General features: G+C 71.1%; 26 protein-coding genes, 1 tRNA gene and 1 pseudogene. 12 read left to right on the forward strand and 16 right to left on the reverse strand.

From position 1 onward, the window contains the following. Positions 1-13 precede the first annotated feature (13 nt). The 3 genes from AQJ64_RS29560 to AQJ64_RS29570 all read right to left on the reverse strand — a co-directional run bounded on the left by AQJ64_RS29560 (position 14) and on the right by AQJ64_RS29570 (position 1,443). Positions 14-355: a hypothetical protein gene (locus tag AQJ64_RS29560; RefSeq protein ID WP_055633082.1), complete on the reverse strand. Its 342-nt coding sequence runs from the start codon at positions 353-355 to the stop codon at positions 14-16. Beyond that, positions 352-852, reverse strand: a complete 501-nt coding sequence (locus tag AQJ64_RS29565; RefSeq protein WP_240512558.1) for a DUF6232 family protein — start codon at positions 850-852, stop codon at positions 352-354. The genes AQJ64_RS29560 and AQJ64_RS29565 overlap by 4 nt, the downstream gene beginning before the upstream one ends. 129 nt (positions 853-981) lie before the next feature. Continuing rightward, the gene (locus AQJ64_RS29570) at positions 982-1,443 is read right to left on the reverse strand and encodes a hypothetical protein (RefSeq protein ID WP_055633083.1); all 462 of its coding nucleotides are present in this window, start codon (positions 1,441-1,443) and stop codon (positions 982-984) included. A gap of 276 nt (positions 1,444-1,719) precedes the next feature. Here AQJ64_RS29570 and AQJ64_RS29575 point away from each other — a divergent pair, with 276 nt between their 5' ends. Further along, positions 1,720-2,109: a luciferase domain-containing protein gene (locus AQJ64_RS29575; protein WP_055633084.1), complete on the forward strand. Its 390-nt coding sequence runs from the start codon at positions 1,720-1,722 to the stop codon at positions 2,107-2,109. 14 nt (positions 2,110-2,123) lie between these two features. Here the strand turns inward: AQJ64_RS29575 and AQJ64_RS29580 are convergent, their stop codons facing one another. The 4 genes and pseudogenes from AQJ64_RS29580 to AQJ64_RS29595 all read right to left on the reverse strand — a co-directional run bounded on the left by AQJ64_RS29580 (position 2,124) and on the right by AQJ64_RS29595 (position 6,310). Continuing rightward, positions 2,124-3,083 (reverse strand): sporulation protein, encoded by a 960-nt coding sequence (locus tag AQJ64_RS29580; protein WP_055633085.1) that lies wholly within the window; start codon positions 3,081-3,083, stop codon positions 2,124-2,126. A gap of 146 nt (positions 3,084-3,229) precedes the next feature. Beyond that, positions 3,230-4,519, reverse strand: coding sequence for a sugar ABC transporter permease (locus tag AQJ64_RS29585; RefSeq protein WP_055633086.1), 1,290 nt, complete (start codon positions 4,517-4,519; stop codon positions 3,230-3,232). Beyond that, positions 4,510-5,206: pseudogene (locus AQJ64_RS29590) on the reverse strand (sugar ABC transporter ATP-binding protein). The gene AQJ64_RS29585 and the pseudogene AQJ64_RS29590 overlap by 10 nt, the downstream one beginning before the upstream one ends. A 24-nt stretch (positions 5,207-5,230) precedes the next feature. After that, the gene (locus AQJ64_RS29595) at positions 5,231-6,310 is read right to left on the reverse strand and encodes a sugar ABC transporter substrate-binding protein (protein ID WP_055633087.1); all 1,080 of its coding nucleotides are present in this window, start codon (positions 6,308-6,310) and stop codon (positions 5,231-5,233) included. Between the two features lie 227 nt (positions 6,311-6,537). Here AQJ64_RS29595 and AQJ64_RS29600 point away from each other — a divergent pair, with 227 nt between their 5' ends. The 3 genes from AQJ64_RS29600 (at position 6,538) to AQJ64_RS29610 (ending at position 8,997) form a co-directional block, all read left to right on the forward strand. After that, positions 6,538-7,695: a hypothetical protein gene (locus AQJ64_RS29600; protein ID WP_055633088.1), complete on the forward strand. Its 1,158-nt coding sequence runs from the start codon at positions 6,538-6,540 to the stop codon at positions 7,693-7,695. A gap of 57 nt (positions 7,696-7,752) precedes the next feature. After that, a complete protein-coding gene (locus tag AQJ64_RS29605; RefSeq protein ID WP_159060315.1) occupies positions 7,753-8,154 on the forward strand; it encodes a hypothetical protein in 402 nt (133 codons plus the stop codon). Between the two features lie 195 nt (positions 8,155-8,349). Further along, the gene (locus AQJ64_RS29610; RefSeq protein WP_055634512.1) at positions 8,350-8,997 is read left to right on the forward strand and encodes a thioredoxin-like domain-containing protein; all 648 of its coding nucleotides are present in this window, start codon (positions 8,350-8,352) and stop codon (positions 8,995-8,997) included. 567 nt (positions 8,998-9,564) lie between these two features. Here AQJ64_RS29610 and AQJ64_RS29615 read toward each other — a convergent pair. From AQJ64_RS29615 to AQJ64_RS29630, 4 genes are all read right to left on the reverse strand, one after another. Beyond that, complete coding sequence (locus AQJ64_RS29615; RefSeq protein WP_055634515.1) at positions 9,565-9,786, reverse strand: hypothetical protein; 222 nt, start codon at positions 9,784-9,786, stop codon at positions 9,565-9,567. A 274-nt stretch (positions 9,787-10,060) separates the two neighbouring features. Further along, positions 10,061-10,134: transfer RNA gene (locus tag AQJ64_RS29620), tRNA-Pro, on the reverse strand. A gap of 42 nt (positions 10,135-10,176) precedes the next feature. Continuing rightward, positions 10,177-10,965, reverse strand: coding sequence for a Pr6Pr family membrane protein (locus AQJ64_RS29625; protein WP_055634511.1), 789 nt, complete (start codon positions 10,963-10,965; stop codon positions 10,177-10,179). Positions 10,966-11,148: 183 nt separating this feature from the next. Beyond that, a complete protein-coding gene (locus AQJ64_RS29630; protein WP_055634510.1) occupies positions 11,149-12,075 on the reverse strand; it encodes a metallophosphoesterase in 927 nt (308 codons plus the stop codon). A 103-nt stretch (positions 12,076-12,178) separates the two neighbouring features. On the opposite strand from AQJ64_RS29630, the gene AQJ64_RS29635 reads away from it, so the two are divergent. Continuing rightward, entirely contained in the window at positions 12,179-12,643 is a 465-nt protein-coding gene (locus AQJ64_RS29635) for a GatB/YqeY domain-containing protein (protein WP_055634509.1), read from the forward strand. A 154-nt stretch (positions 12,644-12,797) separates the two neighbouring features. On the opposite strand, the gene AQJ64_RS29640 is transcribed toward AQJ64_RS29635, so the two are convergent. After that, on the reverse strand, positions 12,798-15,092 hold the full coding sequence (locus AQJ64_RS29640; protein ID WP_055634508.1) for a transglycosylase domain-containing protein: 2,295 nt from the start codon (positions 15,090-15,092) through the stop codon (positions 12,798-12,800). A gap of 407 nt (positions 15,093-15,499) precedes the next feature. Here AQJ64_RS29640 and wblA point away from each other — a divergent pair, with 407 nt between their 5' ends. Continuing rightward, positions 15,500-15,838 (forward strand): transcriptional regulator WblA, encoded by a 339-nt coding sequence (gene wblA, locus AQJ64_RS29645; protein ID WP_055634507.1) that lies wholly within the window; start codon positions 15,500-15,502, stop codon positions 15,836-15,838. Between the two features lie 32 nt (positions 15,839-15,870). Here wblA and bagB read toward each other — a convergent pair whose 3' ends face one another. Next, entirely contained in the window at positions 15,871-17,262 is a 1,392-nt protein-coding gene (bagB, locus tag AQJ64_RS29650) for an ATPase BagB (RefSeq protein WP_055634506.1), read from the reverse strand. Between the two features lie 10 nt (positions 17,263-17,272). Then, complete coding sequence (gene bagA / locus AQJ64_RS29655; RefSeq protein WP_055634505.1) at positions 17,273-18,250, reverse strand: ATPase BagA; 978 nt, start codon at positions 18,248-18,250, stop codon at positions 17,273-17,275. A gap of 152 nt (positions 18,251-18,402) precedes the next feature. On the opposite strand from bagA, the gene sp36 reads away from it, so the two are divergent. From sp36 to AQJ64_RS29670, 4 genes are all read left to right on the forward strand, one after another. Beyond that, positions 18,403-18,561, forward strand: coding sequence for a Sp36 family protein (gene sp36 / locus AQJ64_RS48355; protein ID WP_020129281.1), 159 nt, complete (start codon positions 18,403-18,405; stop codon positions 18,559-18,561). Next, a complete protein-coding gene (locus AQJ64_RS29660) occupies positions 18,558-19,022 on the forward strand; it encodes a RidA family protein (protein ID WP_055634504.1) in 465 nt (154 codons plus the stop codon). Before sp36 ends, AQJ64_RS29660 begins: the two co-directional genes overlap by 4 nt. Positions 19,023-19,094: 72 nt before the next feature. Continuing rightward, positions 19,095-19,970 (forward strand): NUDIX hydrolase, encoded by an 876-nt coding sequence (locus AQJ64_RS29665; protein ID WP_055634503.1) that lies wholly within the window; start codon positions 19,095-19,097, stop codon positions 19,968-19,970. After that, the gene (locus AQJ64_RS29670; RefSeq protein WP_055634502.1) at positions 19,967-20,797 is read left to right on the forward strand and encodes an MBL fold metallo-hydrolase; all 831 of its coding nucleotides are present in this window, start codon (positions 19,967-19,969) and stop codon (positions 20,795-20,797) included. Before AQJ64_RS29665 ends, AQJ64_RS29670 begins: the two co-directional genes overlap by 4 nt. Positions 20,798-20,819: 22 nt before the next feature. Here AQJ64_RS29670 and AQJ64_RS29675 read toward each other — a convergent pair whose 3' ends face one another. After that, a complete protein-coding gene (locus tag AQJ64_RS29675) occupies positions 20,820-21,668 on the reverse strand; it encodes a nucleotidyltransferase domain-containing protein (protein ID WP_055634501.1) in 849 nt (282 codons plus the stop codon). Between the two features lie 54 nt (positions 21,669-21,722). Then, positions 21,723-22,397, reverse strand: a complete 675-nt coding sequence (locus tag AQJ64_RS29680; RefSeq protein WP_029382547.1) for a Crp/Fnr family transcriptional regulator — start codon at positions 22,395-22,397, stop codon at positions 21,723-21,725. A gap of 315 nt (positions 22,398-22,712) precedes the next feature. On the opposite strand from AQJ64_RS29680, the gene nth reads away from it, so the two are divergent. Further along, entirely contained in the window at positions 22,713-23,525 is an 813-nt protein-coding gene (gene nth, locus AQJ64_RS29685) for an endonuclease III (protein WP_055634500.1), read from the forward strand. 106 nt (positions 23,526-23,631) lie between these two features. After that, entirely contained in the window at positions 23,632-24,441 is an 810-nt protein-coding gene (locus AQJ64_RS29690) for an NUDIX hydrolase (protein ID WP_240512656.1), read from the forward strand. The last annotated feature ends 7 nt before the right edge of the window (positions 24,442-24,448 follow it).

The following is a 24,448-nucleotide window of genomic DNA, read 5'->3' on the forward strand; positions in this document are numbered from 1 at the left end:
TGGTCCGGTCGCCTCACGAGGAGCCCATCAGGGCCATCACGGCGGTGACGACCGGAGTGCCCACGGTGCCGAGGACGGCGGCGATCCCGGCGATCCGCTCCAGGACCCTGCGCAGACCCTCGCCGGACGGATGGGTGCCGATCTCCCGCACGGCCGCGTCGACCTCGGCGCGCCGACCGGCGTCCAGATGGTGGCGCAGGGCCTGGAGTTCGGTGAGGAGGGTGTCGAGGGCGGCCGCGTGGGCGTCCGGGCCCGCGGCCGTGTACTTGCCGCCGGTCACGATGTCGCCCGAGCCGCTGTGCACGACCTTGCCGAGGTTGCCGGAGCCGTACTGCCGGATGTGGTCGCCGCTCATCGCGACCCCACGATGTTCCCGGAACCGCTGTGCTGGTTCTTGCCGACGTTGTTGTCGCCGTACTGGTTGATGATGTCGCCGTGCACGGCGTGCTGCACGTTGTAGGTGATCTGCGCGATGTCCGGGTGGCCGATCGCCTTGGTGATCTCGCCGACCAGGTACGTGATCTCGCTCCGGTCCGTGGACCACACGGCGTCGCGCTGGGTGCCGGAGGTGTTGAGCACGAGGCCGTACAGGGTCGGCTTGTTGAGGACCTTGACGAGCTGCCAGATCAGGAGACCCTGCACGGCGAGCCAGATGGCGAGGCCGTAGGCGCCCGCACCGGCCCCGATGAGTCCGCCGACGAAGAAGCAGATGAGGGAGCGCTGGATGAACCTCTTCCAGGCCGCGCGCCGGTTCACCTCCAGCACCCGTTGGCCGACATGGGAGATGTTGCGCAGGGGGTAGGCCTCTCCCTCCACCCACAGCACACCCTCGTTGACCCGTACTTGAACCACAGTCGGCCTCCTCTGCTCGGTGATGGCGGCGACTGGATGGACAGTAGGGGTGGGGGCAACCGGTCTACGGTATTTGCCAGTTATTCACTCGAACTGATTGATTCGGGCGCAATGCGGGACGGAACTGACTCAGCCGGCCGAGGGGGAGGCGCCGTTCAGGCCGTTCGCACTGGCGTCCTCGACGGTGCCGCCGAGTTCCTTGCGGAGCTTCTCCATCTCCGAGCGCGGATCGGCCGAGAGCACCCAGCGGTTGCCGACGAGGTACACGCCGCCGTACATCTGCGCCGTGTCGAGCCAGCCGCGCTGGCCCTCGGTGGTGTCGAAGGTCAGCAGGACGTACTCGGCGTCCGCCGACCCGCAGACGCCCTGCCGGAAGTCGAGGGTCTTGCCGGCCTCCTTCGGCGCCGTCGTGCAGCCGACGGCCTTGCCCAGCGCCTCCAGGGTCATCGGGCGGGCGGTCGGCGCCGCGCTCTTCGAGGCGGCCGTGCGCTCCTCGCCGCCGTCCCCCGAGCCGCCGCATCCGGCGAGCAGCAGCGCCGCGGTGAGCGCGCACACCGGAACACCGAGGAGACGACGGACGTGACGGTGCATCGGGACTCCGTACGCGACTGGGGGATCGGTCCCTCAGGAGTACGAAAGCCGTTCTTCGGCCGTTCAGTGTGCCGCCTTCGCGCCGCATCCGGCCGGCCAGGGCGGCCGCCCCCGGGGCGTACGCCGCCGTACGACTCGCCCTGCCCTGCCTCCAGCGGGCCGGGACCGGGCGCCACCTCGCCCCGGCCGAGCCGGGATCCGTTGCTGGGCGCTGCGCCCCGGTTACGTCTCCCTCAAACCCTGGTGTCCGTGCGGTGAGCGCCCCATGATGGGCGTATGACGACGGCCTGGCATGCCCTGGCACAGCTGGTGAGTTGGCCGGACCTCACGGAGGTCCGGTCCAGTTGCGGTACCGGCCGGGCGCTCGGCTCGGCCGGCGGCGAGATCGCCCACTTCCACTCCGAGCACAGCGTCGATCTGCACCTCACGGCCCGGGCCATCCGCCGCTACGAGCGTGACCTTCGGCGGTCCACCGCGATCCGGCTGATACCCGGCTCGCACTGGGTGACCGTCCGGCTGGAGTGCGAGGCGGACGTGAGCCTGCTGATGACCCTGATGAGCGCCGCACTGCGGGCCCACCAGGAGCGGCCGGACACCCTCGCCGCCTCCGCCGCCCGCTGCAACGACCGGCTGGAGACGGTACTCGCCCACCGCGAGTGTCTGTAGCGGGATCAGTGGGATCAGTCCTCTTCCTCGTCGCCCTCGAAGAAGTCCCCGACCTCGTCGACGACCTCGGCCGCCACCAGGCCGCCGACCACACCGACGGCGAGCCCGGCCGCGCCCGCCGCGACGGCGGTCCCCATGCCGGGGCCAAAGGAGCGGTGCTCCTCGTGACCGCCGTACGCGTGGTGATCGTGGTGGGAGGTGTACGACGCCCGGCGCTCGGCCAACTGCCGGATCCAGCCGTCGACTTCGGTGTTCCAGTCCCGCATGTCGTGATGCCCGACGGTGAACCGGGTGAGCACGTCCTGGCCCTCGGAGAGGAACCCGCCCCGCTGGTCGGCCTCCAGGACGATCTCCAGGCCGCCGGGGTGCGCGAGGAAGGTCAGCTCGATCTCGTTGATCTGGTGGGCGTACTGCGGGGCCGGGGTCAGCTCGATCTCCTGGTAGAAGGGGAGCTGCTGGCCGGTGCCGCCGATCCGGCCGTACTCCAGGTCCGCCGACCTGAAGCCGAAGCCGAGCTGACCGAGCGCCTCCAGGATGTGCTCCTGGGCCGCCAGGGGAGCGACGGTGAGCCGGTCGAGGTCGCCCTTGTCCTTGGCGCCGGCCACCGACAGCTCGGTGCGCACCCCGAGGACGATGCCGAGCGCCTGCCCGTACAGCTCGGTGATGGGCGTCTCCCACGGCAGGGTCAGCCCGAAGGGCACGCTGCGGTGCTCGCCCTCGCCGAGCCGGAAGCCGCCGCCGACCGTGACCCGCTCGAAGACGACGGCCCCCTCGCTCTCGCCGTCCCCGTGTTCGGCCTCGACCCGGGCCACCAGCTCCAGGGTGATGTGCTCGATGTCGTGGTCGGCGTTGCCGCCCTGGAGGTGGACCTGCCCGGTGAGCGTCCCGCCGGGCCGGACCGGCGCGGGATCGAGGACCGTGTCGACCGTGGGGCCACCCACGCCGAGCGAGCCGAGCAGTCGTTTGAACACCATCGTGGCGTCCACTCCTTCACGTGCAGTGTGCTTCTACAGCAGAGTAGAAGCAGCATAGGCCGCGAGGTGGCACCGGGCGCGGCGGTCCTCACCCGTCCGGCGGGATCGACCGAAAATCGCCGCCCCGGCGCCGGGGGGCCGGGGCCTCAGACCCGTCCGTGGGTCTCCGCCGAGCGGCGGGTCAGGGCGTCGAGCATCACCGCCGTGTAGAGGACCCCACCGGTGATCATGAACTGGACCGGCGACCCGACACCCAGCAGCGCCATGCCCGAGGCGATCGACTGGATGATCAGCACCCCCAGCAGCGCGGACCAGGTCGACCCCCGTCCCCCGAACAGGCTCGTGCCCCCGATGACGGCGGCGGCGATGGCGTTGATCAGCAGCATTCCGGAGCCCGGCACCTGGCTCGCCGAGGTCAGCCGCGAGGCGATGAACAGACCGCCGACCGCCGCCAGGGTCCCCGACACCATGAACACCGCGATCCGTACGCGCGTCGCGTCGATCCCGGCCCGCCGCGCCGCCTCCACCCCGCCGCCGAGCGCGAAAATCTGCCGGCCGTACGGGGTGCGGCGCAGGAAGAGGTCCGAGACCACGACCACCGCGAGGAAGATCAGCAGCGCCAGCGGCAGGCCCTCGAACTGGTCCAGGACGTAGACGGCGGTGAAGGCCGCCGCCGCGAGCAGGACCGTACGGATCCAGATGCCTGCCGCCGGGCGGTACGGCATCCCGGCGGCGCCACGGCGTCTGCGGTCGCGCAGGCAGAAGGTGAGGTACGCGGCCGTGGCGAGCGCCGCCAGACCGTAGCCGACGGCGGCGGCGCCGAAGTAGCGGCTGGTCAGCTGGGCCACCAGCCCCTCGTCGCTGAAGCTGATGGAGGTCTCCGTGCCCAGCAGGTAGAGCATCAGGCCGTTCCAGGCCAGCAGGCCCGCCAGGGTGACGACGAACGCCGGTACGCCGATCCTGGCGAAGGAGACCCCCTGGAGCCCCCCGGCCGCCGCACCGCAGGCCAGCGCGATGAGCACGGCGAGCCACTCCGGCATCCCGAGGTTCACGTTGAGCGCCGCGAACACGGCCCCGGCGAGGCCGGCGAGCGACCCCACCGACAGATCGATCTCGCCGATCAGCAGCACGAAGACGATGCCGACGGCGACCATGCCGGTCCCGACGATGTCCACGCTGAGGATGGACAGATTGCGCGGGGACAGGAAGTTGTGGTTGAGCGCCTGGAACACGATCCAGGTCAGCGCGAGGGCGAGCAGGACGGGCGTAGGGCCGAGGTCGCGTTGGCGCAGCCGGTGGCGTACCGCGTGGGCGTACGACGTGAGAGGGGCGGCGTACCGGCCGTACCGCCGGACCGGGCCGCCCGGGCCGCCGTCGGGGACGCCGCCGTTCGGCGGGCTGCCGTCGCCTCCCGGGGTGGGCTCCCTCACTGCCAGGCCTCCTCGGGGCGGGTCGGGCGGTGGGCGGAGGCGTTGTCGGCCGCGCCGGTGATGGAGGAGATGATCTGCTCCTGGGGGGCGGTGTCCACGTCGAGGAAGCCGTTGTTGCGGCCGAGGCGCGGGACGGCGACCCGGTCCGCGCCGGCCTTGATGTCCCCCATGTCGTGGCTGATCAGCAGGACCCCGATGCCCCGGTCGCGCAGCTCCTCCAAAAGGTCGAGGCGCTGACCGGTCTGCTCGGCGCCCAGGGAGGCGGTGGGCTCGTCGGGCAGCAGCAGCCCGGGTGTGCCGCGGAGCGAGCGGGTGATCGCGACCACCTGCCGCTGGCCGCCCGACAGCGCGGCGACCGGTCCCCGTACGCCGGGGATGCGGATGGACGGGGTGCGCAGCGGTTCGCGGGTGCGGTGCCCCGTCTCCACCTCGTCCAGGACGCCGAGCCGGTGGATCTCGGGGCCCGGGAAGGGATTGCCCACGGCGTCCAGGTCGTCACACATCGCGAGGTCCTGGTGCACGGTCGCGATCCCCAGGAGCCGCTTGACCAGGGTGGACCTGCCGGCGGCTTCGTCGCCCGTCAGGGCGACCACCTCCCCGGCCCCGATCTCCAGCTCGACGTCCACCAGCGCCTGGACGGCGGCGAAACCGCTGGGAGACGCCGCGCAACGCCGGCAGGGGCTGAACCGGCACCGCCCACCTCCTTCCCCGGGTTCATCAGGTGAGCCCCTCCTTGGCGCAGGCGGCCCGGAGCTCAGGGGTACAGATCTGATCGATGGTGTACAAACCATCCTTTATCAGAGTGTCCTTGATGGTGCCGACGGTCACCGGCACGGACGGCAGCAGGACCGCCGGGACGTCCTTCGTGGTGGCGTTGTCCACGGTGGAGGTGGCGATGGACCCGAGCGGCTCGTCGCGCCCCAGGGCCACGGCCATCCGCGCGGCGGCGTCGGCCGCGGACTTGTACGGCTTGTACACGGTCATGTACTGGTCGCCCTTGACGATCCGCTGCGCGGCCACGAGGTCGGCGTCCTGCCCGGTGACCGGCGGCAGCGGCCTGACCTCGGTGGCGTTGAGGGCGGAGATCACGGCGCCGGCGAGACTGTCGTTGGCGGCCAGGACGCCGTCGATACGGTGGGCGCCCAGGGCGGCGATGGCGCCGCGCATGTTGACGAAGGCGTTCTCGGGGCGCCAGTCGACGGTGTCGTACGACTTTCCGATCTTCACCTTGCCCTTGAGGACGGAGAGGGCGCCCTGCTTGAACCACCCGGCGTTCGGGTCGGTCGTGGCGCCGTTCATCATGACGATCTGCGCGCCGTCCGCCTTCGCGCCCAACGCCTTGAGCAGCCCCTCGCCCTGGAGCCTGCCGACCTCGGCGCCGTCGAAGGTGACGTAACCGGAGATCGGCCCCTGCGCCAGCCGGTCGTAGGCCACCACCGGGATGCCGGCCCGCTCCGCTGCCACGACCGACGGCCGCAGCAGCTCGGGGTCGACGGCGGCCACGATCAGTACGTCCACCCCCCGGGTGATCATGGCCTCGAGCTGCTGCCGCTGGACCGCCGGGTCGGGCGTGGCGGCGACCTGGACCGCCGGGCAGGACGGACACAGCTCCTTGACCCGCTGCTCGATCAGGGGCCGGTCGAACTGCCCGAAGCGGGAGGCCCCGCCGCCCGGGAGCAGCAGCCCGATGGTGGGGTTGCCGTCCTTGTCGTTCCCGTCACCGCCGCCGCCTCCGCCGCAGGCCCCTACGAGGGCCAGCGCGGCCGTGACGGCGACGGCCAGCGAGGCACGCCCCATCAGCCTCCACCCCCGCTTCCTCGAGCGCTGCCCGAATGTGCATGGATTGCCCTTAATGGGTGCATGCTGCCCAGCGTAGCCAAGCTGCCGGTTTCGCGTTCAACAGCACGGGGGACACAGCGGCCCCTCGGACAGGCCCTCGACGGGCCCTCGGACAGATCGAAATTCATGGCACGGATGTGTGCGCACTCTCGCGCAGGGCCGTTCCTGCTGTAAGGCTCGGACGCGTGACGTACGTAGTGACCGTGGAGACCTGCATCCCGGAGGGCACTCCGGAGATGGACCCGCTTCAGCGCGCCGGCGCGGTGGCGCTCATCGAGGACGGATTCGACTCCGTGCGGGCCGTCGAAGGGCCCGACGGACTGGAGGTGGACATCCTCGACACGATCGTGGCCGTCCACCCCGGCGGAGCCCTGCTGAAGGTCGTCGTGGACGCCCCGGCCCTGGAGTTCGCCGAAGACTCGGTACGGGTACTCGTCGACGAACTCCTGGAGCGCACCGAGCTGCTGGCCGACTGGGAGATCGAGCGCTGCGAGGTCGAACTCCACCAGGACCTCGCCCTGGCCAGCCTCGAAGCCGCCGACGGCCCCGACGCACCGCCCGACGACCCCGTCGCCCGCAAGGCCCGCCACGCCGAGGCCCCGACGGACCACGCCACCGGCACGGGCCCCGACGCCGCACGCAGATCCGCGACCGTGCGGAACCGGATGCTGGAGCTGGCCGACGAACTGCGCTCCCTGCCCCCCGCCCGGTTCGGCGTCCTGGACGACGAGGAAGGGCTCGCCGTCCCGCCGGAGAGCGCCAGGCTCGCCGCCGGCGCCCTCGTCCACGCCACCGACGTCCTGGTGGACGAACTCTTCGAGGACGTCCAGGTCCTGACCCAGGAGGACGCCACCGTCGCGGAGTGCGAGGGCCCGCTGTGGCACCTCGAACGCCTCCCCGACCGCTACGCCCTCCAGTACGACGCCCCCTTCGCCCGCCGCTTCCTGGTCACCGTCATCGCCCTGACCACCCGCTTCACCGACGGCAGCTTCCAGCGCCTCGGCTGTGTCGCCGAGGAACTCGCCCTGCGGCTGCTCCTGAGCCAGACGACCATGATCCTGGAGCTGCACGACCTCCTCGACGAGGACGTGTCGGCCGCCCTCGACGTGCTCACCGACCACCTCTACGAGGACATGGACCACGAGTACCTCTACGACGACGGACAAGACGAGCACGACGAGCACGGCGAGCACGGCGAGCACGACGAGCACGGCGAACGGGTCGCCGCCGACGCCCCCCTGGGCGTGGCCCCCGTGCCCTTCGACGCGTGGTTCACCCCGTTCAACCGCGGCAGGTACATCCACCCCTCGGCGGCGGACGAACCCGACACGGCAGCCCGCTGAGCCCCTGAACCGCCGGGCGGTCCCGGCCGTCGCCCCGGCTTGGCTACGATCTGCGCGATGAGCGAGCGCGGGGAGGGCCTTTGGGGCGCGGCGGGACGCGCGGCCCCGGTTCTCGTGCTGCGCTGGGCCGTCCTGCTCGCCGTACTGCTGTGGGCGCTTCCCGTGTGCGCCCACGGTGCCGGGGAGCCGTTCGCCGCTCCGGTACCGGCCGTGTCGGCGAGTGCCGTGGACGGGGACGCACAGGTGTGTCCCGACCGGGAGCACGGGCCGGGCGGCACGCACTGCCGTCCCGTGAGCGCGGCGGTCGCGGGCACCACCGGGCCGCTGGCGGTGCCGTTCCGCCCGGTGGCCGAGGAGACCGCCCCGGACCCGGCCCCGCACTCCCCGCCCTCCCGCGGGACCCCGGGCGCTCCCGCCCCTACCCCCGACATCCATCAGCTGCAGGTGCAGCGGACCTAGGAACAGCACCCACGGCCGATCCGAGATCCGATCCCAGATCCGATCCGAGATCCGATCCGAGATCCGATCCGAGATCCGATCCGAGATCCGATCCGGGTTCCGATCCGAGATCCGACCGGTGATCCGCCGTGTCCGCCGTTCCTTCCTGCCCCGCGGTCGCGGCGCAGGTCCGTACTCACCGCAGAAGGACATGCCATGGGGTCTTCCCGAGCCAAGGAAGAGCGCGCCGCCCGTCGCGCGAAGACAGAGGAGATGCGCAGGGCCGAGGTGGCCCGCGAGCGCCGTAACCGGATCATCACCTGGACCCTCAGCGGCGTCGTCCTGGCCGCGGCCGCCGGTGGCGGCTGGTACGTCGTCCAGGACGCCCGGCAGGAGCAGAACGCCAGGGAGGCGGCGGTCGCCGCGCCGGTGAAGGGGGTGAGGACCTTCAAGGACCTGACCCAGAACCACGTCACCACCCAGGTCGACTACCAGACGTCCCCCGGTGTCGGCGGTGACCACAACCCGGTGTGGATGAACTGCGACGGCGACGTCTACACCGAGGAGATAGACGAGACCAACGCCGTCCACTCCCTCGAACACGGCGCGGTCTGGATCACGTACAACGACCAGGCGGCCGACGACGACGTCCGCACCCTCCGGGACCGGGTGGAGAGGACCCCGTACACGCTGATGAGCCCCTACGCCGGCCAGACCTCCCCGATCACCCTGTCCGCCTGGGGCAAGCAGCTGGGCGTCGAGACGGCCTCGGACCCACGGGTGCGGCAGTTCCTCGACAAGTACGTCCAGGGTGAGCAGACCCCGGAGCCGGGCGCCGCCTGCACGGGCGGCAAGTCGGCGTGAACCACGCCCCTGCCCGCCGCCGAGTCCGGGCGCCGGCGGGCAGGGGCGCGCGCGGTCTCACCGCGACGCCTTTGGCGCCCGCGCGAGTGCCCTGCGTGCCGCGTCGGCCGGACCGGCTCCGCGCGGCCACCGCTCCGCAGCGGTGCTCGTGGTGCTGTCGGCAGCCTGCTCATCGGCGACGGCACGGGCGACTCCGAGATCACCCTCGCCGGCGACCGCACGGTCGGCGCGGACGGCGCCCGACGACGACTCCCGGTACCGACAAGCCCGACCCGCTCGTCGTCACCGCCCAGACCGTCTAAGCCGCCCTGGTGCGCAGGGCCCGCACGCCACCCGGGGCAGGCCTCTCCCCCTCCTCGTACGGGAAGGGCTCGTCTTCCCCGAAGTCCGGGGCCTGGAAGGGGTTCGTCGCCGGAGGCGGGGATGCCGCGGCGTTCGAGCGGGGTTGCCCTTCCAGGGCGGAGAACAGCGACGTCAGATCGATGAGAGGACTCCCTTGTGTGACAGGTCCCCGACGGGACCTGGCGTGCCATGACCGGGCACGGCGGTGGTGCGGGTTCTGCGGTTCTACAGCTTGGTCATCTTGGCGTACGGGCTCAGGATCCGCATTTGCGCCGAGCCGAAATCCACGAGCGCTGCGATTCCTTCCTCGATGCCGATCACTCGGCCGAGGCCGTACATGTCGTGTGTGACCTGGTCGCCCACGGCGAAGTGCTTGGGAGCCGGCGCGACAGGAGCCTTGAAGGGACTGGTGGGCAGGTGACGCTTCGATGCAGCAGGCTTTGTCATTGCCCCCAGTATGCGCCTGCCCCGGGCCCGCCGACCGTGGCTGTCCACGTCCACTCTGCGGCCCGCCTCCGCGGACGCCGGGGACCGCTCGGCAGCGATACCGGACGACAGTGTCACTGACCTGCGATTTGTCGTCCCGCGTCGTGGGTCGGGAGACATTCGCGAACAGCCCCCTCACGCCGGCCTTCCGCGAAGGGTTCGCTCTCCTGCCCGGCGATCGCCAGAGGGCCCTTACCGAAATCCGGTAAGGGCCCTCTGGACTGCTCTTCAGCTGTCGGGGTGGCGGGATTTGAACCCACGACCTCTTCGTCCCGAACGAAGCGCGCTGCCAAGCTGCGCTACACCCCGATGTCGCTGCTTGTCCTGCTTGTCGCGGCGACGTCGTTTACTTTAGCCCACTGGTGGCTGGAGACGAAATCCGGTTTTGGCGCGGTGGCGGACCGGGTTGGGGCGGACGTGGTCGAGGGCCACGAGGAGGACGGCGAGGGCGTAGAAGGAGAGGCCGAGGAGGAGGGCGTTGGCCAGCGTGTGCCTGAAGCCGTGGGCCTCGGCGTCGAGGAAGGGGTAGAGGTAGCGGCCCGGGGCGGTGGGGGTGATCAGTTGGCCGCGGAGGAGGAGGAAGAGCAGGTAGGCCGTGGGGTAGAGCATCCAGGTCGCCGCCCGGCGCAGGCGCAGGCGGCCCGGTGGGGTCAGGAGCAGCCAGTCGAGGGCGGCGGCTGCCGGGGTGACCGTGTGGAGGAGATGGGTGGTCAGTGACGCCCAGCCGGTCGGGGCGGCTGCCGGGTCCGTCGCCAGGAGTTGGGGTGCCGGATCCGTCAGGAGCAGGTGGTACACCAGGCCCGTGATCGTGATGTAGAGCAGCGCGGCGCCGGTCAGGGCGGAGGGGAGAGGGGCCCGGGCCGACCAGGTACGGCGGGCCGAGAGAAGGGTGACCAGGGCCAGCAGCACGTTGCTCTGGAGGGAGAAGTGGCTCAGCGTACGCAGGGGGGCGTCCGTGATCAGGAGCGCGAGGGCCACGCCTGCGGCTGCCGTGCCGGCCAGCAGCAGGCGCAGTACGGCGGCCAGGGGGCGACGCACGGGGGGCACCACCGCGGAGGCGGGGACGAAGGAGGGCAGGAGCGCGTGGGTCCGTGGAATCGCGGGCAGCTCCGGGATGTCCCGGGGTATCGGCGCGGTCATGCCCCCAAATTAGGCAAACGGGGGAAAAGGGGCGATATGGGTGGACCGGATGGGGGAGCCCTTCCGGCCGATTCCTTTAGTCCTTCCTGGTCCTTCCCGGTCCCTCTTGGTTCCCCTGGTCCTTCCCGGTCCCTCTTGGTTCCCCTGGTCCCCTGTTGGTCCCTCTTGGTTCCTCCGGGCTTTTCAGTCCTTCCCGACCAGCGTGAGCAGCGTCACTTCCGGCGGGCAGGCGAACCGCACCGGTGTGTAGCGGCTCGTGCCGCAGCCCGCCGAGACGTGCAGGTAGGAGGTACGGCCCTCCGCCGTGTGCGTCGACAGGCCCTTCACGCGGTCCGTGTCGAGGTCGCAGTTGGTGACGAGGGCGCCGTAGAAGGGGATGCAGAGCTGGCCGCCGTGGGTGTGGCCGGCGAGGACCAGGGGGTAGTCGTCCGCCGTGTACGCGTCGAGGACGCGGAGATACGGCGCGTGCACCACGCCCATCGAGAAGTCCGCGGAGGCCGAGGGGCCGCCGGACACCTGGGCGTACCGGTCCCGCTTGATGTGCGGGTCGTCCACGCCGGTCAGCTCGATCGACATGCCGTCGATCTTGAGGACGCCACGCGTGTTCGTCAGGTTGAGCCAGCCCGCCCCGTCGAAACCGTCCCGCAGGTCCTCCCACGGGTTGTGGACGACGCCGACGGCGGGCGCGTTGCCGTTCAGGCCGTGCCGGCCCTGGACCTTCTCCAGGAGGTAGCGGGCCGGGTTGCGCAGGGTGGGGCCGTAGTAGTCGTTCGAGCCGAACACGTACGCGCCCGGGAAATCCATCAGGGGGCCGAGGGCGTCCAGCGTCTCCGGGACACCCTCCGGGTCGGAGAGGTTGTCGCCCGTGTTGATCACGAAGTCGGGGCGCAGACCGGCCAGCGAGCGCAGCCAGCGCTGCTTCTTGCGCTGGCCGCCGACCATGTGGATGTCGGAGACCTGCAGTACGCGCAGGGGGCGCATTCCGGAGGGCAGGACGGGGACCGTCACCCGTCGGAGGCGGAAGGAGCGGGCTTCGAAACCCGCCGAGTACACCAGACCGGCGGCGCCAGCCGCCGCGATGGACAGAGGTACTGCGTATCGCGCGCGCATACCTCCATCGTGTCAGACCCGTTGGGCCCGGCTGACACCCCGTCTGCCGTCACCGCTGAAATGAGCGGGCGTCGGGCCTGCCGCACCTGCGACAATCACACCCATGACCACGCTCAAGTCGAAGCTGCAGGAAGACCTCAACGCCGCGATCAAGGAGCGCGACGAGCTGCGCTCCTCGACGCTCCGGCTGACGCTCGCCGCGATCACCAAGGAGGAGGTCGCGGGCAAGGAGAAGCGCGAGCTCTCCGACGACGAGGTGCAGAAGGTGATCACCCGCGAGGCGAAGAAGCGCCGGGAGGCCGCCGACGCCTTCGCGCAGGGTGGGCGCCCCGAGTCCGCCGAGCGGGAGAAGGCGGAGGGCGTGGTGCTCGCCGCGTACCTGCCGAAGCAGCTCAGCGACGAGGAGCTGAACGACATCGTCGCCCAGGCCGTCGAGGAGGCGAAGGCGGCGGGTGCCGAGGGGCCGCGGGCCATGGGCGCCGTCATGAAGATCGTGAACCCGAAGGTGGCGGGGCTGGCGGAGGGCGGGCGCGTCGCCGCGTCCGTCAAGAAGCTGCTCGCCGGCTGAACCCGGCCCCGGGCGACCCCGGGGTGCGCCGTACAAGCGAAACGGCCCCTGCTTCCCGTACCGCACGCGTTGCTCTGTGCGTCGTACGAGGAGCAGGGGCCGTCCCCTTGTCGCCTGTCGGCGTCCTGTCCGCTACCGGCGTCGGAGCCGGTGCTCAGCCACGCCCGCCCCCGTTGCCGTTCCCGTTGCCGTTGCCCTGGAACAGGTTGCCGAAGTCGGTCGAGGTGTCGCCGCCGGTCGAGGAGGAGCCGCCGTCGGTCGAGGTGCTGCCGTTGGACGTGCCGCCGTCGAAGAGGCCGCCGATGAAGCCGTTGTCGCCGCCGTTGTTCCCGTTGTTGTTGTCGTCGTTGTTGTCCTCGTCGCCCTTGTCCTGGTTGTTGCGCGGGATGGAGACGAGGTTGAAGTTCGGGTCGTCCTTGCCCTCCAGGGCGCCGTTCATGGCGTCGCGCCAGATCGGGCCGGGGGTGTCACCGCCGTAGACCTGGGAGTGGTAGACGCCGCCGATGTAGATGTCGGTCATCTGCACCTTCTGGGTGGCGCTGCCGACCCAGACGGCGCCCGCGAGGTTCGGGGTGTAGCCGACGAACCAGGCGTTCTTGCGGGAGTCCGTGGTACCGGTCTTACCGGCGTTGGCGCGGCCGGAGAGGCCGGCCTGCTGGCCCGTACCGGAGTCGATCACACCGCTGAGCAGGGTGTTGATGGTGTCCGCGGTCTTCTCGCTCATCGCCCGCGAGCAGGTCGACTTCGGGACCTCCAGCGACTTCTTCTTGCCGCCCGCGGTCTGGGTGATCGACTCGATGGCGACCGGGGTGCAGTACATGCCCCGGCTGGCGAAGGCCGCGTACGCGCTCGCCATGGTGAGGGGGGAGAGACCGGTCGAACCGAGGGTCATCGAGGACGGCACCTCGGGGACCTTGTCGCCGTTGCCCTGGACCACGCCGAGCGCGTCGGTCATCTTCACCACGGGGCACATGCCGATGTCGGCGAGCATCTGTACGAAGTAGGTGTTGACCGACTTCGCCATGGCGGTCTGCAGGTCGTACGGGCCCTTCTCGGACGCGCTCTCGTTCTCCAGCTTGTAGCCGCCGTCGTTGCGCCAGGACTTGCCGCTGCACGTCTGGACGGTCTCCGGGTACGACATCTCGTACGGCGCCGAGTACGTCTGGTTGGCCGGACGGCCCTCCTCGATCGCGGCCGCGGCCACGAACGGCTTGAAGGTCGAACCGGTCGGGAAGCCGAAGTTCGAGCCGCCCATGGAGGCGTTGACCGAGTAGTTGTACTCGGTCTCGTTCTTGCCGTAGCCGTACGGCTTGGACTGGCCCATGCCGAGGATCTTGCCGGTGCCGGGCTCGACGAGCGTGGCGGCGGCGGCGACCTTGTCCGACTTGTAGACGTGCTTCTTCAGGCTGGCCTGGACGGATTCCTGGGCCTGCGGCTCGAGGGTGGTCCGGATGGTCAGGCCGCCCTGGTTCCAGAGCTTGGCCCGCGCCTCCTTCGTCTTGCCGAAGACCGGGTCGCTGAGGAAGACCCGCTCGACGTACTTGCAGAAGAAGCTGGCGCCCTGGACGGCGGTGATGCAGCCGTTCTTCGGCTGGGTGACCTTCAGGCCCAGCGGGGCCTTCTGCGCCTTGGCGGCCTCGGCCTCCGAGATGTCGCCGACCTCGGCCATGCGCTGGAGCACGGTGTTACGCCGCTTGGTGGCCTCGGTCGCGTCGTTGACCGGGTCGTAGCGGCTCGGGGACTGGACGATGCCGGCCAGCAGGGCCGCCTGCGGGAGGGTGAGCTTCTTGGCGTGCGTGGAGAAGTAGCGCTGCGAGGCCGCCTCGACGCCGTAGGCCTGCTCGCCGAAGAACGTGATGTTCAGGTAGTTCTCGAGGATCTTCTTCTTGCCCAGCTCCTCCTCGACCTGGATCGCGTACTTCAGCTCCTTGATCTTGCGGCCGATGGTCTGCTGGGTGGCCTGCGCGACCTTCGTCGGGTCGTCGCCGGCCTCCTCCACGAAGACGTTCTTCACATACTGCTGGGTGAGCGTCGAGGCGCCCTGGGAGACGCCGCTGCTCTGCACGTTCTTGTTGAGGGCGCGCAGGACGCCCTTCAGGTCGATCGCGCCGTGCTGGTAGAAGCGCGAGTCCTCGATCGCGACGATCGCCTTCTGCATGTACGGCGAGATGTTCTTGAGGTCGACCACCGTGCGGTCACGGGAGTAGACCTGCGCGATCTTGGATCCCTTGGAGTCGAGGATCGTGGTGCGCTGGCTCAGCGGCGGTGTCTTCAGGTTGGCCGGGAGTTCGTCGAACGACTCGACCGACCCCTTGGCGGCCAGTCCCAGGGCGCCGAACGCGGGCAGCGCGATACCCGCCAGCACGGCTCCGGAGAGGACACTGACACCGAGGAACTTGGCGGCCTGCTGCGTGGCGGACAGGCCACCGCCCGAGCGCTTGTTTGGCATGGGGGCAGCCTACGTTCTCATTCGCCGGACACGCGTATATGCCTTGGCCTAAGCTGCTCCCAACTGTCACAGCAGTAGGGCCACGTATCAATACGTCCGGCGACCCCGAATCGTTCCGGAGGTTCTCCAACTTTTTTGGTGGAGGCGTGCCCGAATCCGCCTTGTGTGTCATCCGGCGTCCGTTGTGACCCAAGTGAACTGTCCCGTTTGCCGGGAAAGTCGCGCATGTCGCAGGCTCACTCCCCCGGGTGATCTGCCGCTTACCCATAGTCCGTTCGGGCCATTCAAGATTGGGCCCGAAGGGGGTGTTGCGCTGTGCCCGCCTTCCGTAACGTCCTCAACTGGCGGCGGTGAATATGCCGCTGCCGCCGTGGGGGAGCCTCGATTCGGGAGAGGACGGCGCCGGTATGGGCTGGGTTACCGACTGGAGTGCGCAGGCCGCCTGCCGCACTACCGATCCGGATGAACTGTTCGTTCAGGGAGCAGCGCAGAACAGGGCCAAGGCGGTGTGCACCGGATGCCCGGTACGCACCGAATGCCTGGCCGACGCGCTCGACAACCGCGTCGAGTTCGGCGTGTGGGGAGGCATGACGGAGCGCGAGCGCCGCGCTCTGCTGCGCAGGCGACCGACCGTCACCTCGTGGCGCCGGCTGCTGGAGACCGCGCGCTCGGAGTACGAGCGCGGCTCGGGCATCGTGTCGCTCGACGACGACGAGATGTACGAGAACTACGCGGCGGTGAGCTGAGAAGAGGCCTTCCGCACGGGGGACCTTCCTGTTCAGTCGTCGGCAGTCTCGGGCAGCTCCGGCCGGTTGGCCGCGAGCCGGCTGCCGATGTCCCGCAGTCCCGTGAGGTCGTGCACATCACCGGGCAGCGCCGCCACTTCGGCCACCGCCACCTCCGGATGGAGGGCGGTGAAGCGATCACGGGTGCGCTGCTCACGGGAGAGTAGATGCATACGCTCGGCGTGCAGCCTCAGCAGGCCTGCGGTGAGCTGATCGGCGCTGGGGGAGCCGGACCCCGGATCGGTGGCGGGACCGGTGGCGGCATCGGTTGCGGGTGATTCTGAACTGCCGTGCGTGTCGGGAGAGTTACGAAGTCCAGCTTTCCCGCCGTCCTGATCCACAATGCGGGGCTCTTCAAGATTTTCCGCCGCGGGGGAATCGGGAGCGGCGGCGGTACCCCCGTCGTCGCTCGGGTCGGTGTCGGCCAGGTCGAGATTCTCCGCGGCGGCGAGTGCCCGCTCGGCGGACAGCTGGGCCGCGCCGCTGCCATGGACCCGGTTGAGCACCAGACCGGCCAGCGGCATGCTCTCGGCGGCCAGCCGCTCCACGAAGTACGCGGCCTCCCGCAGCGCGTCCCGCTCGGGGGCCGCCACCACGAGGAACGCCGTCCCCGGCGCCTGGAGCAGTTTGTAGGTGGCGTCCGCGCGCGTGCGGAACCCGCCGAACATCGAGTCCATCGCCGCCACGAACGTCTGCACGTCCTTCAGCAACTGCCCGCCCAGCAGCTTGCCGAGCGCGCCGGTCATCATCGACATCCCGACGTTCAGGAACTTCATCCCCGCGCGGCCGCCGACCTTCGCGGGTGCGAGCAGGACCCGGATCAGCTTGCCGTCCAGGAACGAACCGAGCCGCTTCGGCGCGTCCAGGAAGTCCAGCGCGGAGCGGGACGGGGGAGTGTCGACCACGATCAGGTCCCACGCGTCCCGGGCGCGCAGCTGGCCCAGCTTCTCCATCGCCATGTACTCCTGTGTGCCGGCGAAACCGGCGGAGAGCGACTGGTAGAAGGGGTTCGACAGGATCGCGGACGCCCGCTCCGGATCCGCGTGCGCCTCGACGATCTCGTCGAACGTGCGCTTCATGTCGAGCATCATCGCGTGCAACTCGCCGTCGCCCTCGACGCCCTTGACCCGGCGCGGGGTGTTGTCGAGCGAGTCGATGCCCATCGACTGGGCGAGCCGGCGCGCCGGGTCGATGGTGAGCACCACCACCTTGCGGCCCCGCTCGGCCGCTCTGAGACCCAGCGCCGCCGCCGTCGTCGTCTTGCCGACCCCGCCGGATCCGCAGCACACCACGATCCGGGTCGCCGGGTCGTCGAGCAGCGGGTCGAGATCGAGCACGCGCGCGGGGGGGAGCCGGTGCTGTGCCTGGCCCTGGTCCCGACTCATACCGTCCCCCTCATACGATCTGCTGCTCGCGCAGCTCGGTGGCGAGGTCGTACAGGCCCGCCAGGTCCATTCCCTCGGCGAGCAGCGGCAGTTCGTGCAGCGGCAGGCCCAGCTCGCCCAGGACCGCCCGCTGCTCCTGCTCCAGCGCGTGCCGCTCGGCGTACTCCTCGGCCTGCTGGAGGAGCGGGTCCACCAGCCGCTCGGCGTGCCCGCCGCGCCGCGCCCCGCCCAGCCCGGCCGCGGACAACGACCGCGCAATGGATGAACGTGTCACGGTTCGTACGAGTTCCAGCCCGTCCGTGCCCAACACCTCGGGCCGCACCATGTTGACGATGACCCGGCCCACCGGCAGCTTCGCCGCCCGCAGCTCGGCGATGCCGTCCGCGGTCTCCTGGACCGGCATCTCCTCGAGCAGCGCCACCAGGTGCACGGCCGTCTCCGGCGACTTCAGCACCCTCATCACGGCCTGCGCCTGATTGTGTATCGGACCGATCTTGGCCAGCCCCGCGACCTCGTCGTTGACGTTCAGGAAGCGGGTGACGCGGCCGGTCGGCGGGGCGTCCATGACGACGTAGTCGTACACGAACCGCCCGCTTCTGTCCTTGCGCCGGACCGCCTCGCACGCCTTGCCGGTGAGGAGGACGTCCCTCAGGCCGGGCGCGACGGTGGTGGCGAAGTCGATCGCGCCCAGCTTCTTCAGGGCCCGTCCGGCGCCCCCCAGTTTGTAGAACATCTGGAGGTAGTCCAGAAGGGCCAGTTCGGGATCGATGGCGAGCGCGTACACCTCACCCCCGCCCGGCGCGACGGCGATCTTGCGTTCCTCATAGGGCAACGCCTCTGTCTCGAAGAGCTGCGCGATGCCCTGCCGGCCCTCCACCTCGACGAGAAGCGTCCGCTTCCCTGCCGTGGCGAGGGCCAGCGCGAGGGCGGCGGCGACCGTCGTCTTTCCGGTCCCGCCCTTGCCGCTGACGACCTGGAGCCTGCTCACGTCTTCGAGCGTAACCAGTCCATGCCCGAGGCAATCGGGAGGCTGTGGACAACAGGGGGCGGTATCGGCCACATGGCTTGTGGACAACCGGGCCGGAACCAGCCGCCCGGCCTGTACGGGAGCCCCCGCGCGACAGCGGATACAGTCGCCCCATGACCAAGTGGGAATACGCAACCGTGCCGCTGCTCGTCCATGCCACGAAGCAGATTCTGGACACCTGGGGCGAGGACGGCTGGGAGCTCGTCCAGGTCGTGCCCGGGCCGAACAACCCCGAGCAGCTCGTGGCCTACCTGAAGCGGGCCAAGGCGTGAGCGGCGTCGAGGCGAAGCTCGCCGAGCTGGGCCTGACCCTGCCGGCCGTGGTGCCGCCGCTCGCGGCCTACCAGCCCGCCGTGCAGTCCGGGCCGTACGTGTTCACCTCCGGCCAGCTGCCCATGGTGGACGGCAAGCTGCCCGTCACCGGCAAGGTCGGCGCCGAGGTCACCCCCGAGGAGGCCAAGGAGCTGGCCCGCACCTGCGCCCTGAACGCCCTGGCCGCCGTGAAGTCGGTCGCCGGTGATCTGGACCGCGTCGCGCGCGTGGTGAAGGTCGTCGGCTTCGTCGCCTCGGCCTCGGACTTCACCGGCCAGCCCGCCGTCGTCAACGGCGCGAGCGAGCTGCTCGGCGCGGTCCTCGGCGACAAGGGCGTGCACGCGCGCAGCGCGGTCGGCGTGGCGGTGCTCCCGCTGGACGCCCCGGTCGAGGTCGAGATCCAGGTCGAGCTGGTCCCGTAGGGGCCACCGCGGGGGTGCCCTGACCTCGGGCACCTCTCGAACATTCGCTCACCAGGGGATAGCCTCGCGCCCATGGCGAATGGGCAGTGGTTTCCCTCGGACTGGCCGGAACGCATCCGCGCACTCGCGGACGGGACACTCACGCCCGTCACGCCCCGACGCGCGGCCACCGTCATGCTCGTGAAGGACGGGCCGGCCGGGACGTTCGTCCACATGCTGCGCAGACGCGCCTCCATGGCCTTCGCCGGAGGCGCGTACGCGTACCCGGGCGGCGGAGTCGACCCGCGCGACGACGAGCGCCCGGTGCGCTGGGCGGGCCCCACGCGCGCGTGGTGGGCGCAGCGGCTCGGCGTCGAGGAGACGGTGGCCCAGGCGATCGTCTGCGCGGCCGTACGGGAGACGTACGAGGAGGCGGGCGTCCTGCTCGCGGGCCCCGACCCCGACTCGGTCGTCGGTGACACGACCGGCCCCGACTGGGAGGCGGACCGCGCGGCCGTGGCCGCCCGTGAGCTGTCCTTCGCCGAGTTCCTCGACCGCCGCGGGCTCGTCCTGCGCTCCGACCTGCTCGGCGCCTGGACGCGCTGGATCACCCCCGAGTTCGAGTCCCGCCGCTACGACACCTGGTTCTTCGTGGCCGCGCTCCCCGAGGGCCAGCGCACCCGCAACGCCTCCACGGAGGCGGACCGTACGGTGTGGATCCGCCCGCGGGAGGCGGCGGCCGGGTACGACAAGGGCGAGCTGACGATGATGCCGCCCACGATCGCGACCCTGCGCCAGCTGACCCCGTACGCCACCGCCGCCGAGGCCCTCGCCGCCGCCCCCGGCCGTGATCTGACCGCCGTCCTGGCCGAGGCCCGGCTCACCGACGACGCGATCGTCCTGACCTGGCCGGGCCACGGCGAGTTCACCAAGCACATCCCGATCCCCTCCGGTGGAGGCCCCGCATGACCGACGCAGCAGCCCTCCCCGGACAGCCCCGCGGCGGCGTCCTGAGCGGACCGGCCACCCCGCGCGCGGTCAACGTCCTCGCGCCCAACGCCTCCGCGATGACCCTGGACGGCACCAACACCTGGATCGTCTCCGAGCCCGGCTCCGAGCTGGCGGTCGTGGTCGACCCGGGCCCGCTGGACGACGGACATCTGCGGGCGGTCGTCGACACCGCCGAGCGGGCCGGCAAGCGGGTCGCCCTGACCCTGCTGACCCACGGCCACCCCGACCACGCCGAGGGCGCCGTCCGCTTCGCCGAACTGACCGGTACGCGGGTGCGTGCCCTGGACCCGGCGCTGCGGCTGGGCGACGAGGGACTGGGCGCCGGTGACGTGATCACGATGGGCGGCCTGGAGCTGCGGGTCGTGCCGACGCCCGGCCACACCGCCGACTCGCTCTGCTTCCACCTCCCGGCCGACGGGGCCGTCCTGACCGGCGACACGATCCTGGGGCGCGGCACCACGGTCGTGGCGCACCCCGACGGCCGGCTGGGCGACTATCTGGACTCCCTGCGGCGTCTGAGGTCCCTCACGGTCGACGACGGCGTCCACACGGTCCTCCCGGGCCACGGTCCCGTCCTGGAGGACGCCCAGGGCGCCGTGGAGTTCTACCTCGCCCACCGAGCCCACCGCCTCGCCCAGGTCGAGACGGCCGTCGAGGACGGCTTCCGCGCCGCCTCCGAGGTCGTCGCCCATGTGTACGCCGACGTCGACCGCTCCCTGTGGCCGGCGGCGGAACTCTCCGTACGGGCGCAGATCGAGTACCTGGAGGACCACGGGCTCATCTAGCACGCGCTCGTCCGGCACGCCCTCATCCGGCGGCCGCCCGCCGGCTGCCGTCCTCCGGCCGGGGAGCCTTGATGCCGTGCACGCGTGCGTACTCCTCCGCGAGCCAGGGCCCCAGGTCGTCCACGTACGACGTGAGGACGGCCGCGTCGCCCGTCGGCTCGTAGCCGCGCACCGCCGCCGTACGCACCTGGTCGGCCCGCTCGGGGTAGGAGGCCGCGAACGCCTCGGCCATCTCGTGCAGATCGCTGGTCCAGCCGTTCCAGCGGGGCATGACCAGGGTGAACGCGGTGCGCACGAGGTGGCGGGACATGTACCGGACGAGGGGCCGGAGGGCCTCCTCCGTACCGGCCGTCTCCGCGATGCGTGCCCGCCAGCGCGGCAGCAGCAGGGCGAGCTCGCCGTTCGTCTCGCGCGCGAGGAGCGAGTCGGGGCGGTAGCGGGGCAGGTACTCGGCGAGGTCCTCCCCGAGGAGCGGCGTGCACAGACAGGCGACGAAGAACCCCAGGTCGTACCGCTCCAGGTCGCTCAGCACGCGCGTGCGGCTCGACAGCAGCACTCCGCCGCCGTCGATCTGGGGGAACCCCTGGTCGAGGGATGCGAGCAGGGCCCGCGCGCCGGCCCGGTCCACCTCGGTCGGCTCGTCGCCCAGGACGGCCAGCAGGTCCAGATCGCTGCGCCCCACGCGCGCGGTGCCGCGCGGGATCGACCCGTAGAGGTACGCGCTGTGCAGCCGTGCCCCGAACAGCTCCAGGATCCCGTCCCGGGCGGCCGCGACGACGGGCCGGAAGGCGTGCGGCACGCGCGCGAGGGAGCCTTCACGGGCGAGGAAGCCCTGGGCGTCGAGCCCTCGTGGAGGAATCGTTTCAGCCATGGGGCCACTGTGGCAGGGGTTCGGGGGCGGCAGCCCCCGGTGGCCCCGGTGCCGTTACCGCGACCGCTTGGCGAGCCGCTCCACGTCCAGCAGGATGACCGCCCGCGCCTCCAGGCGCAGCCACCCGCGCTGGGCGAAGTCGGCGAGCGCCTTGTTGACCGTCTCGCGCGAGGCGCCGACGAGCTGGGCCAACTCCTCCTGCGTGAGGTCGTGGACGACGTGGATGCCCTCTTCGGACTGCACGCCGAAGCGGCGGGAGAGGTCCAGCAGGGCGCGCGCCACGCGACCGGGCACGTCCGAGAAGACCAGGTCGGACATGGCGTCGTTGGTCTTGCGCAGACGCCGGGCGACGGCGCGCAGGAGCGCGGCGGCCACCTCGGGGCGGGCGTTCAGCCAGGGCTGGAGGTCGCCGTGGCCGAGGCCGAGCAGCTTGACCTCGGTGAGGGCGGTCGCCGTCGCCGTACGAGGGCCCGGGTCGAAGAGCGACAGCTCGCCGATCAGCTCGCCGGGGCCCACCACGGCCAGCATGTTCTCGCGGCCGTCGGGGGACGTGCGGTGGAGCTTGACCTTGCCCTCGGTGACGACGTAGAGCCGGTCGCCCGGGTCGCCCTCGTGGAACAGGGAGTCGCCACGGGCGAGGGTCACCTCACTCATGGAGGCGCGCAGCTCCGCGGCCTGCTCGTCGTCGAGTGCCGCGAAGAGCGGGTTGCGCCGCAGAACGTCGTCCACGAGTTCTCTCCTTGTCGCCTGCTCAGGGGATCTTGTCCCCCGCTTACCAGGGGACCTGGTTCCCCATTTTGCCGGACGGTCCAAACAGTGTGATCTGTCACAAGGATGCCGCACACATGTCCCGAGGTAAGCGGCAGGGGTCCAATTGGGGGCCGATCTTCGGGGTCCGGGGCGGATGTCGGTGCCGGGCTTTAGGCTGGCCGAGTGTCCAAATCGCCGGTGAGAGCACAGGCCAAGGGGGCTGGGCGGGTGGTTGTACGTCGCGATTCCGCTGTGGGCGAACAAGAGTCCGGTGAGGGTAAGAAAACGGCAAAAGTGACGACAAAAGGTACTTCTGGTAAATCGGCGGGAAATCCCGAGTCGCGGACCGCGCTCGTCCGCCGGGCCCGCCGCATCAACCGAGAACTCGCCGAGGTCTACCCCTACGCCCACCCCGAGCTGGATTTCGAGAACCCCTTCCAGCTCCTGGTCGCCACGGTCCTGTCCGCCCAGACCACCGACCTCAGGGTCAACCAGACGACTCCCGGCCTCTTCGCCAAGTACCCCACCCCCGAGGACCTGGCCGCGGCCAACCCGGAGGAGGTCGAGGAGATCCTCCGCCCCTGCGGGTTCTTCCGGGCCAAGACCCGGTCGGTCATAGGGCTCTCCAAGGGCCTGGTGGAGCAGTTCGACGGCGAGGTCCCCGGGCGTCTGGAGGACCTGGTCACCCTGCCCGGCGTCGGCCGCAAGACCGCCTTCGTGGTCCTGGGCAACGCCTTCGGGCGTCCCGGCATCACCGTCGACACCCACTTCCAGCGGCTCGTACGGCGCTGGCGGTGGACCGAGGAGACCGACCCCGACAAGATCGAGGCGGCGATCGGCACGCTCTTCCCCAAGGGCGACTGGACGGACCTCTCCCACCACGTCATCTGGCACGGCCGCCGCATCTGCCACGCGCGCAAGCCGGCCTGCGGGGCCTGCCCCATCGCCCCGCTCTGCCCGGCGTACGGCGAGGGCGAGACGGACCCCGAGAAGGCGAAGAAGCTCCTGAAGTACGAGAAGGGCGGCTTCCCCGGCCAGCGGCTGAACCCGCCGCAGGCCTACCTCGACGCGGGCGGCCGGCCGGCCCCGCCGCTGGGGGCCGGATGACCGGGCGACGACGGAGGCAGGACCGGCGGGCGACCGGGGCGCGGCCGGCGGAACGATCTACGGGTCCTCGGGCGTTGGACCCGGCGGAACGGGGGGTGGTGCGGCGATGACACGGGTGAGTGACACGGCGAGCGGTACGGCCAGTGACGCGGACGGGGATACGGCGGACGCCGGGTCCGGCGGTGCGGGCCCCCGGCCCGGAGCCGCGGCGGGCGCGGGGGAGGGCGGTCCGGGCGGCGTCCGGGGCGGCGCGGTGCCGCTCCGCAAGCACGGCCTGCCCGGCTGGCTCGACCCGGTCGTGCGGGTCGTGGAGACGGTCCGGCCGCGCCAGCTGAGCCGTTTCCTGCCGCCGCAGGACGGCGCGGGACGCCAGTCGGCGGTCCTCGTGCTGTTCGGGGAGGGCGAGCAGGGCCCCGAGCTGCTGCTGATGGAGCGGGCCGGCTCCCTGCGCTCGCACGCGGGACAGCCCTCCTTCCCCGGTGGCGCCCTCGACCCGGAGGACGGCGATCCGCAGGGCGACGGACCCCTGCGGGCCGCCCTGCGCGAGGCCGAGGAGGAGACCGGACTCGACCCCTCGGGCGTCCAGCTCTTCGGCGTCCTGCCCAAGCTGTACATCCCGGTCAGCGGTTTCGTCGTGACGCCCGTCCTGGGCTGGTGGCGCGAGCCGAGCCCGGTGGGAGTCGTCGACCCGAACGAGACGGCCCGGGTCTTCACGGTCCCCGTGGTCGATCTCACGGATCCGGCCAACCGGGCCACCACCGTCCACCCCAGCGGCCACCAAGGTCCGGCATTCCTGGTCGAATCGGCCCTCGTCTGGGGCTTCACGGCCGGCATCATCGACCGCCTGCTCCACTTCGCGGGCTGGGAGCGCCCCTGGGACCGGGACAAGCAGGTCCCGCTCGACTGGCGGTCATGACAGGGTG

This window comes from Streptomyces griseoruber (assembly GCF_001514205.1).
GTDB lineage: Bacteria > Actinomycetota > Actinomycetes > Streptomycetales > Streptomycetaceae > Streptomyces > Streptomyces griseoruber.

Bases quoted from the DNA above. Each gene is read 5' to 3' on its own strand.
- AQJ64_RS29605 (WP_159060315.1), top strand. From the start codon at position 7,753: ATGAGCGAGCGCGGGGAGGGCCTTTGGGGCGCGGCGGGACGCGCGGCC.
- AQJ64_RS29575 (WP_055633084.1), top strand. From the start codon at position 1,720: ATGACGACGGCCTGGCATGCCCTGGCACAGCTGGTGAGTTGGCCGGAC.
- AQJ64_RS29615 (WP_055634515.1), bottom strand. From the start codon at position 9,786: ATGACAAAGCCTGCTGCATCGAAGCGTCACCTGCCCACCAGTCCCTTC.
- AQJ64_RS29560 (WP_055633082.1), bottom strand. From the start codon at position 355: ATGAGCGGCGACCACATCCGGCAGTACGGCTCCGGCAACCTCGGCAAG.
- AQJ64_RS29690 (WP_240512656.1), top strand. From the start codon at position 23,632: ATGACACGGGTGAGTGACACGGCGAGCGGTACGGCCAGTGACGCGGAC.
- AQJ64_RS29625 (WP_055634511.1), bottom strand. From the start codon at position 10,965: ATGACCGCGCCGATACCCCGGGACATCCCGGAGCTGCCCGCGATTCCA.
- sp36 (WP_020129281.1), top strand. From the start codon at position 18,403: ATGACCAAGTGGGAATACGCAACCGTGCCGCTGCTCGTCCATGCCACG.
- AQJ64_RS29630 (WP_055634510.1), bottom strand. From the start codon at position 12,075: ATGCGCGCGCGATACGCAGTACCTCTGTCCATCGCGGCGGCTGGCGCC.
- wblA (WP_055634507.1), top strand. From the start codon at position 15,500: ATGGGCTGGGTTACCGACTGGAGTGCGCAGGCCGCCTGCCGCACTACC.
- AQJ64_RS29640 (WP_055634508.1), bottom strand. From the start codon at position 15,092: ATGCCAAACAAGCGCTCGGGCGGTGGCCTGTCCGCCACGCAGCAGGCC.
- AQJ64_RS29610 (WP_055634512.1), top strand. From the start codon at position 8,350: ATGGGGTCTTCCCGAGCCAAGGAAGAGCGCGCCGCCCGTCGCGCGAAG.
- AQJ64_RS29570 (WP_055633083.1), bottom strand. From the start codon at position 1,443: ATGCACCGTCACGTCCGTCGTCTCCTCGGTGTTCCGGTGTGCGCGCTC.
- AQJ64_RS29580 (WP_055633085.1), bottom strand. From the start codon at position 3,083: ATGGTGTTCAAACGACTGCTCGGCTCGCTCGGCGTGGGTGGCCCCACG.
- bagB (WP_055634506.1), bottom strand. From the start codon at position 17,262: ATGAGTCGGGACCAGGGCCAGGCACAGCACCGGCTCCCCCCCGCGCGC.
- AQJ64_RS29635 (WP_055634509.1), top strand. From the start codon at position 12,179: ATGACCACGCTCAAGTCGAAGCTGCAGGAAGACCTCAACGCCGCGATC.
- AQJ64_RS29595 (WP_055633087.1), bottom strand. From the start codon at position 6,310: ATGGGGCGTGCCTCGCTGGCCGTCGCCGTCACGGCCGCGCTGGCCCTC.
- AQJ64_RS29675 (WP_055634501.1), bottom strand. From the start codon at position 21,668: ATGGCTGAAACGATTCCTCCACGAGGGCTCGACGCCCAGGGCTTCCTC.
- AQJ64_RS29670 (WP_055634502.1), top strand. From the start codon at position 19,967: ATGACCGACGCAGCAGCCCTCCCCGGACAGCCCCGCGGCGGCGTCCTG.
- AQJ64_RS29665 (WP_055634503.1), top strand. From the start codon at position 19,095: ATGGCGAATGGGCAGTGGTTTCCCTCGGACTGGCCGGAACGCATCCGC.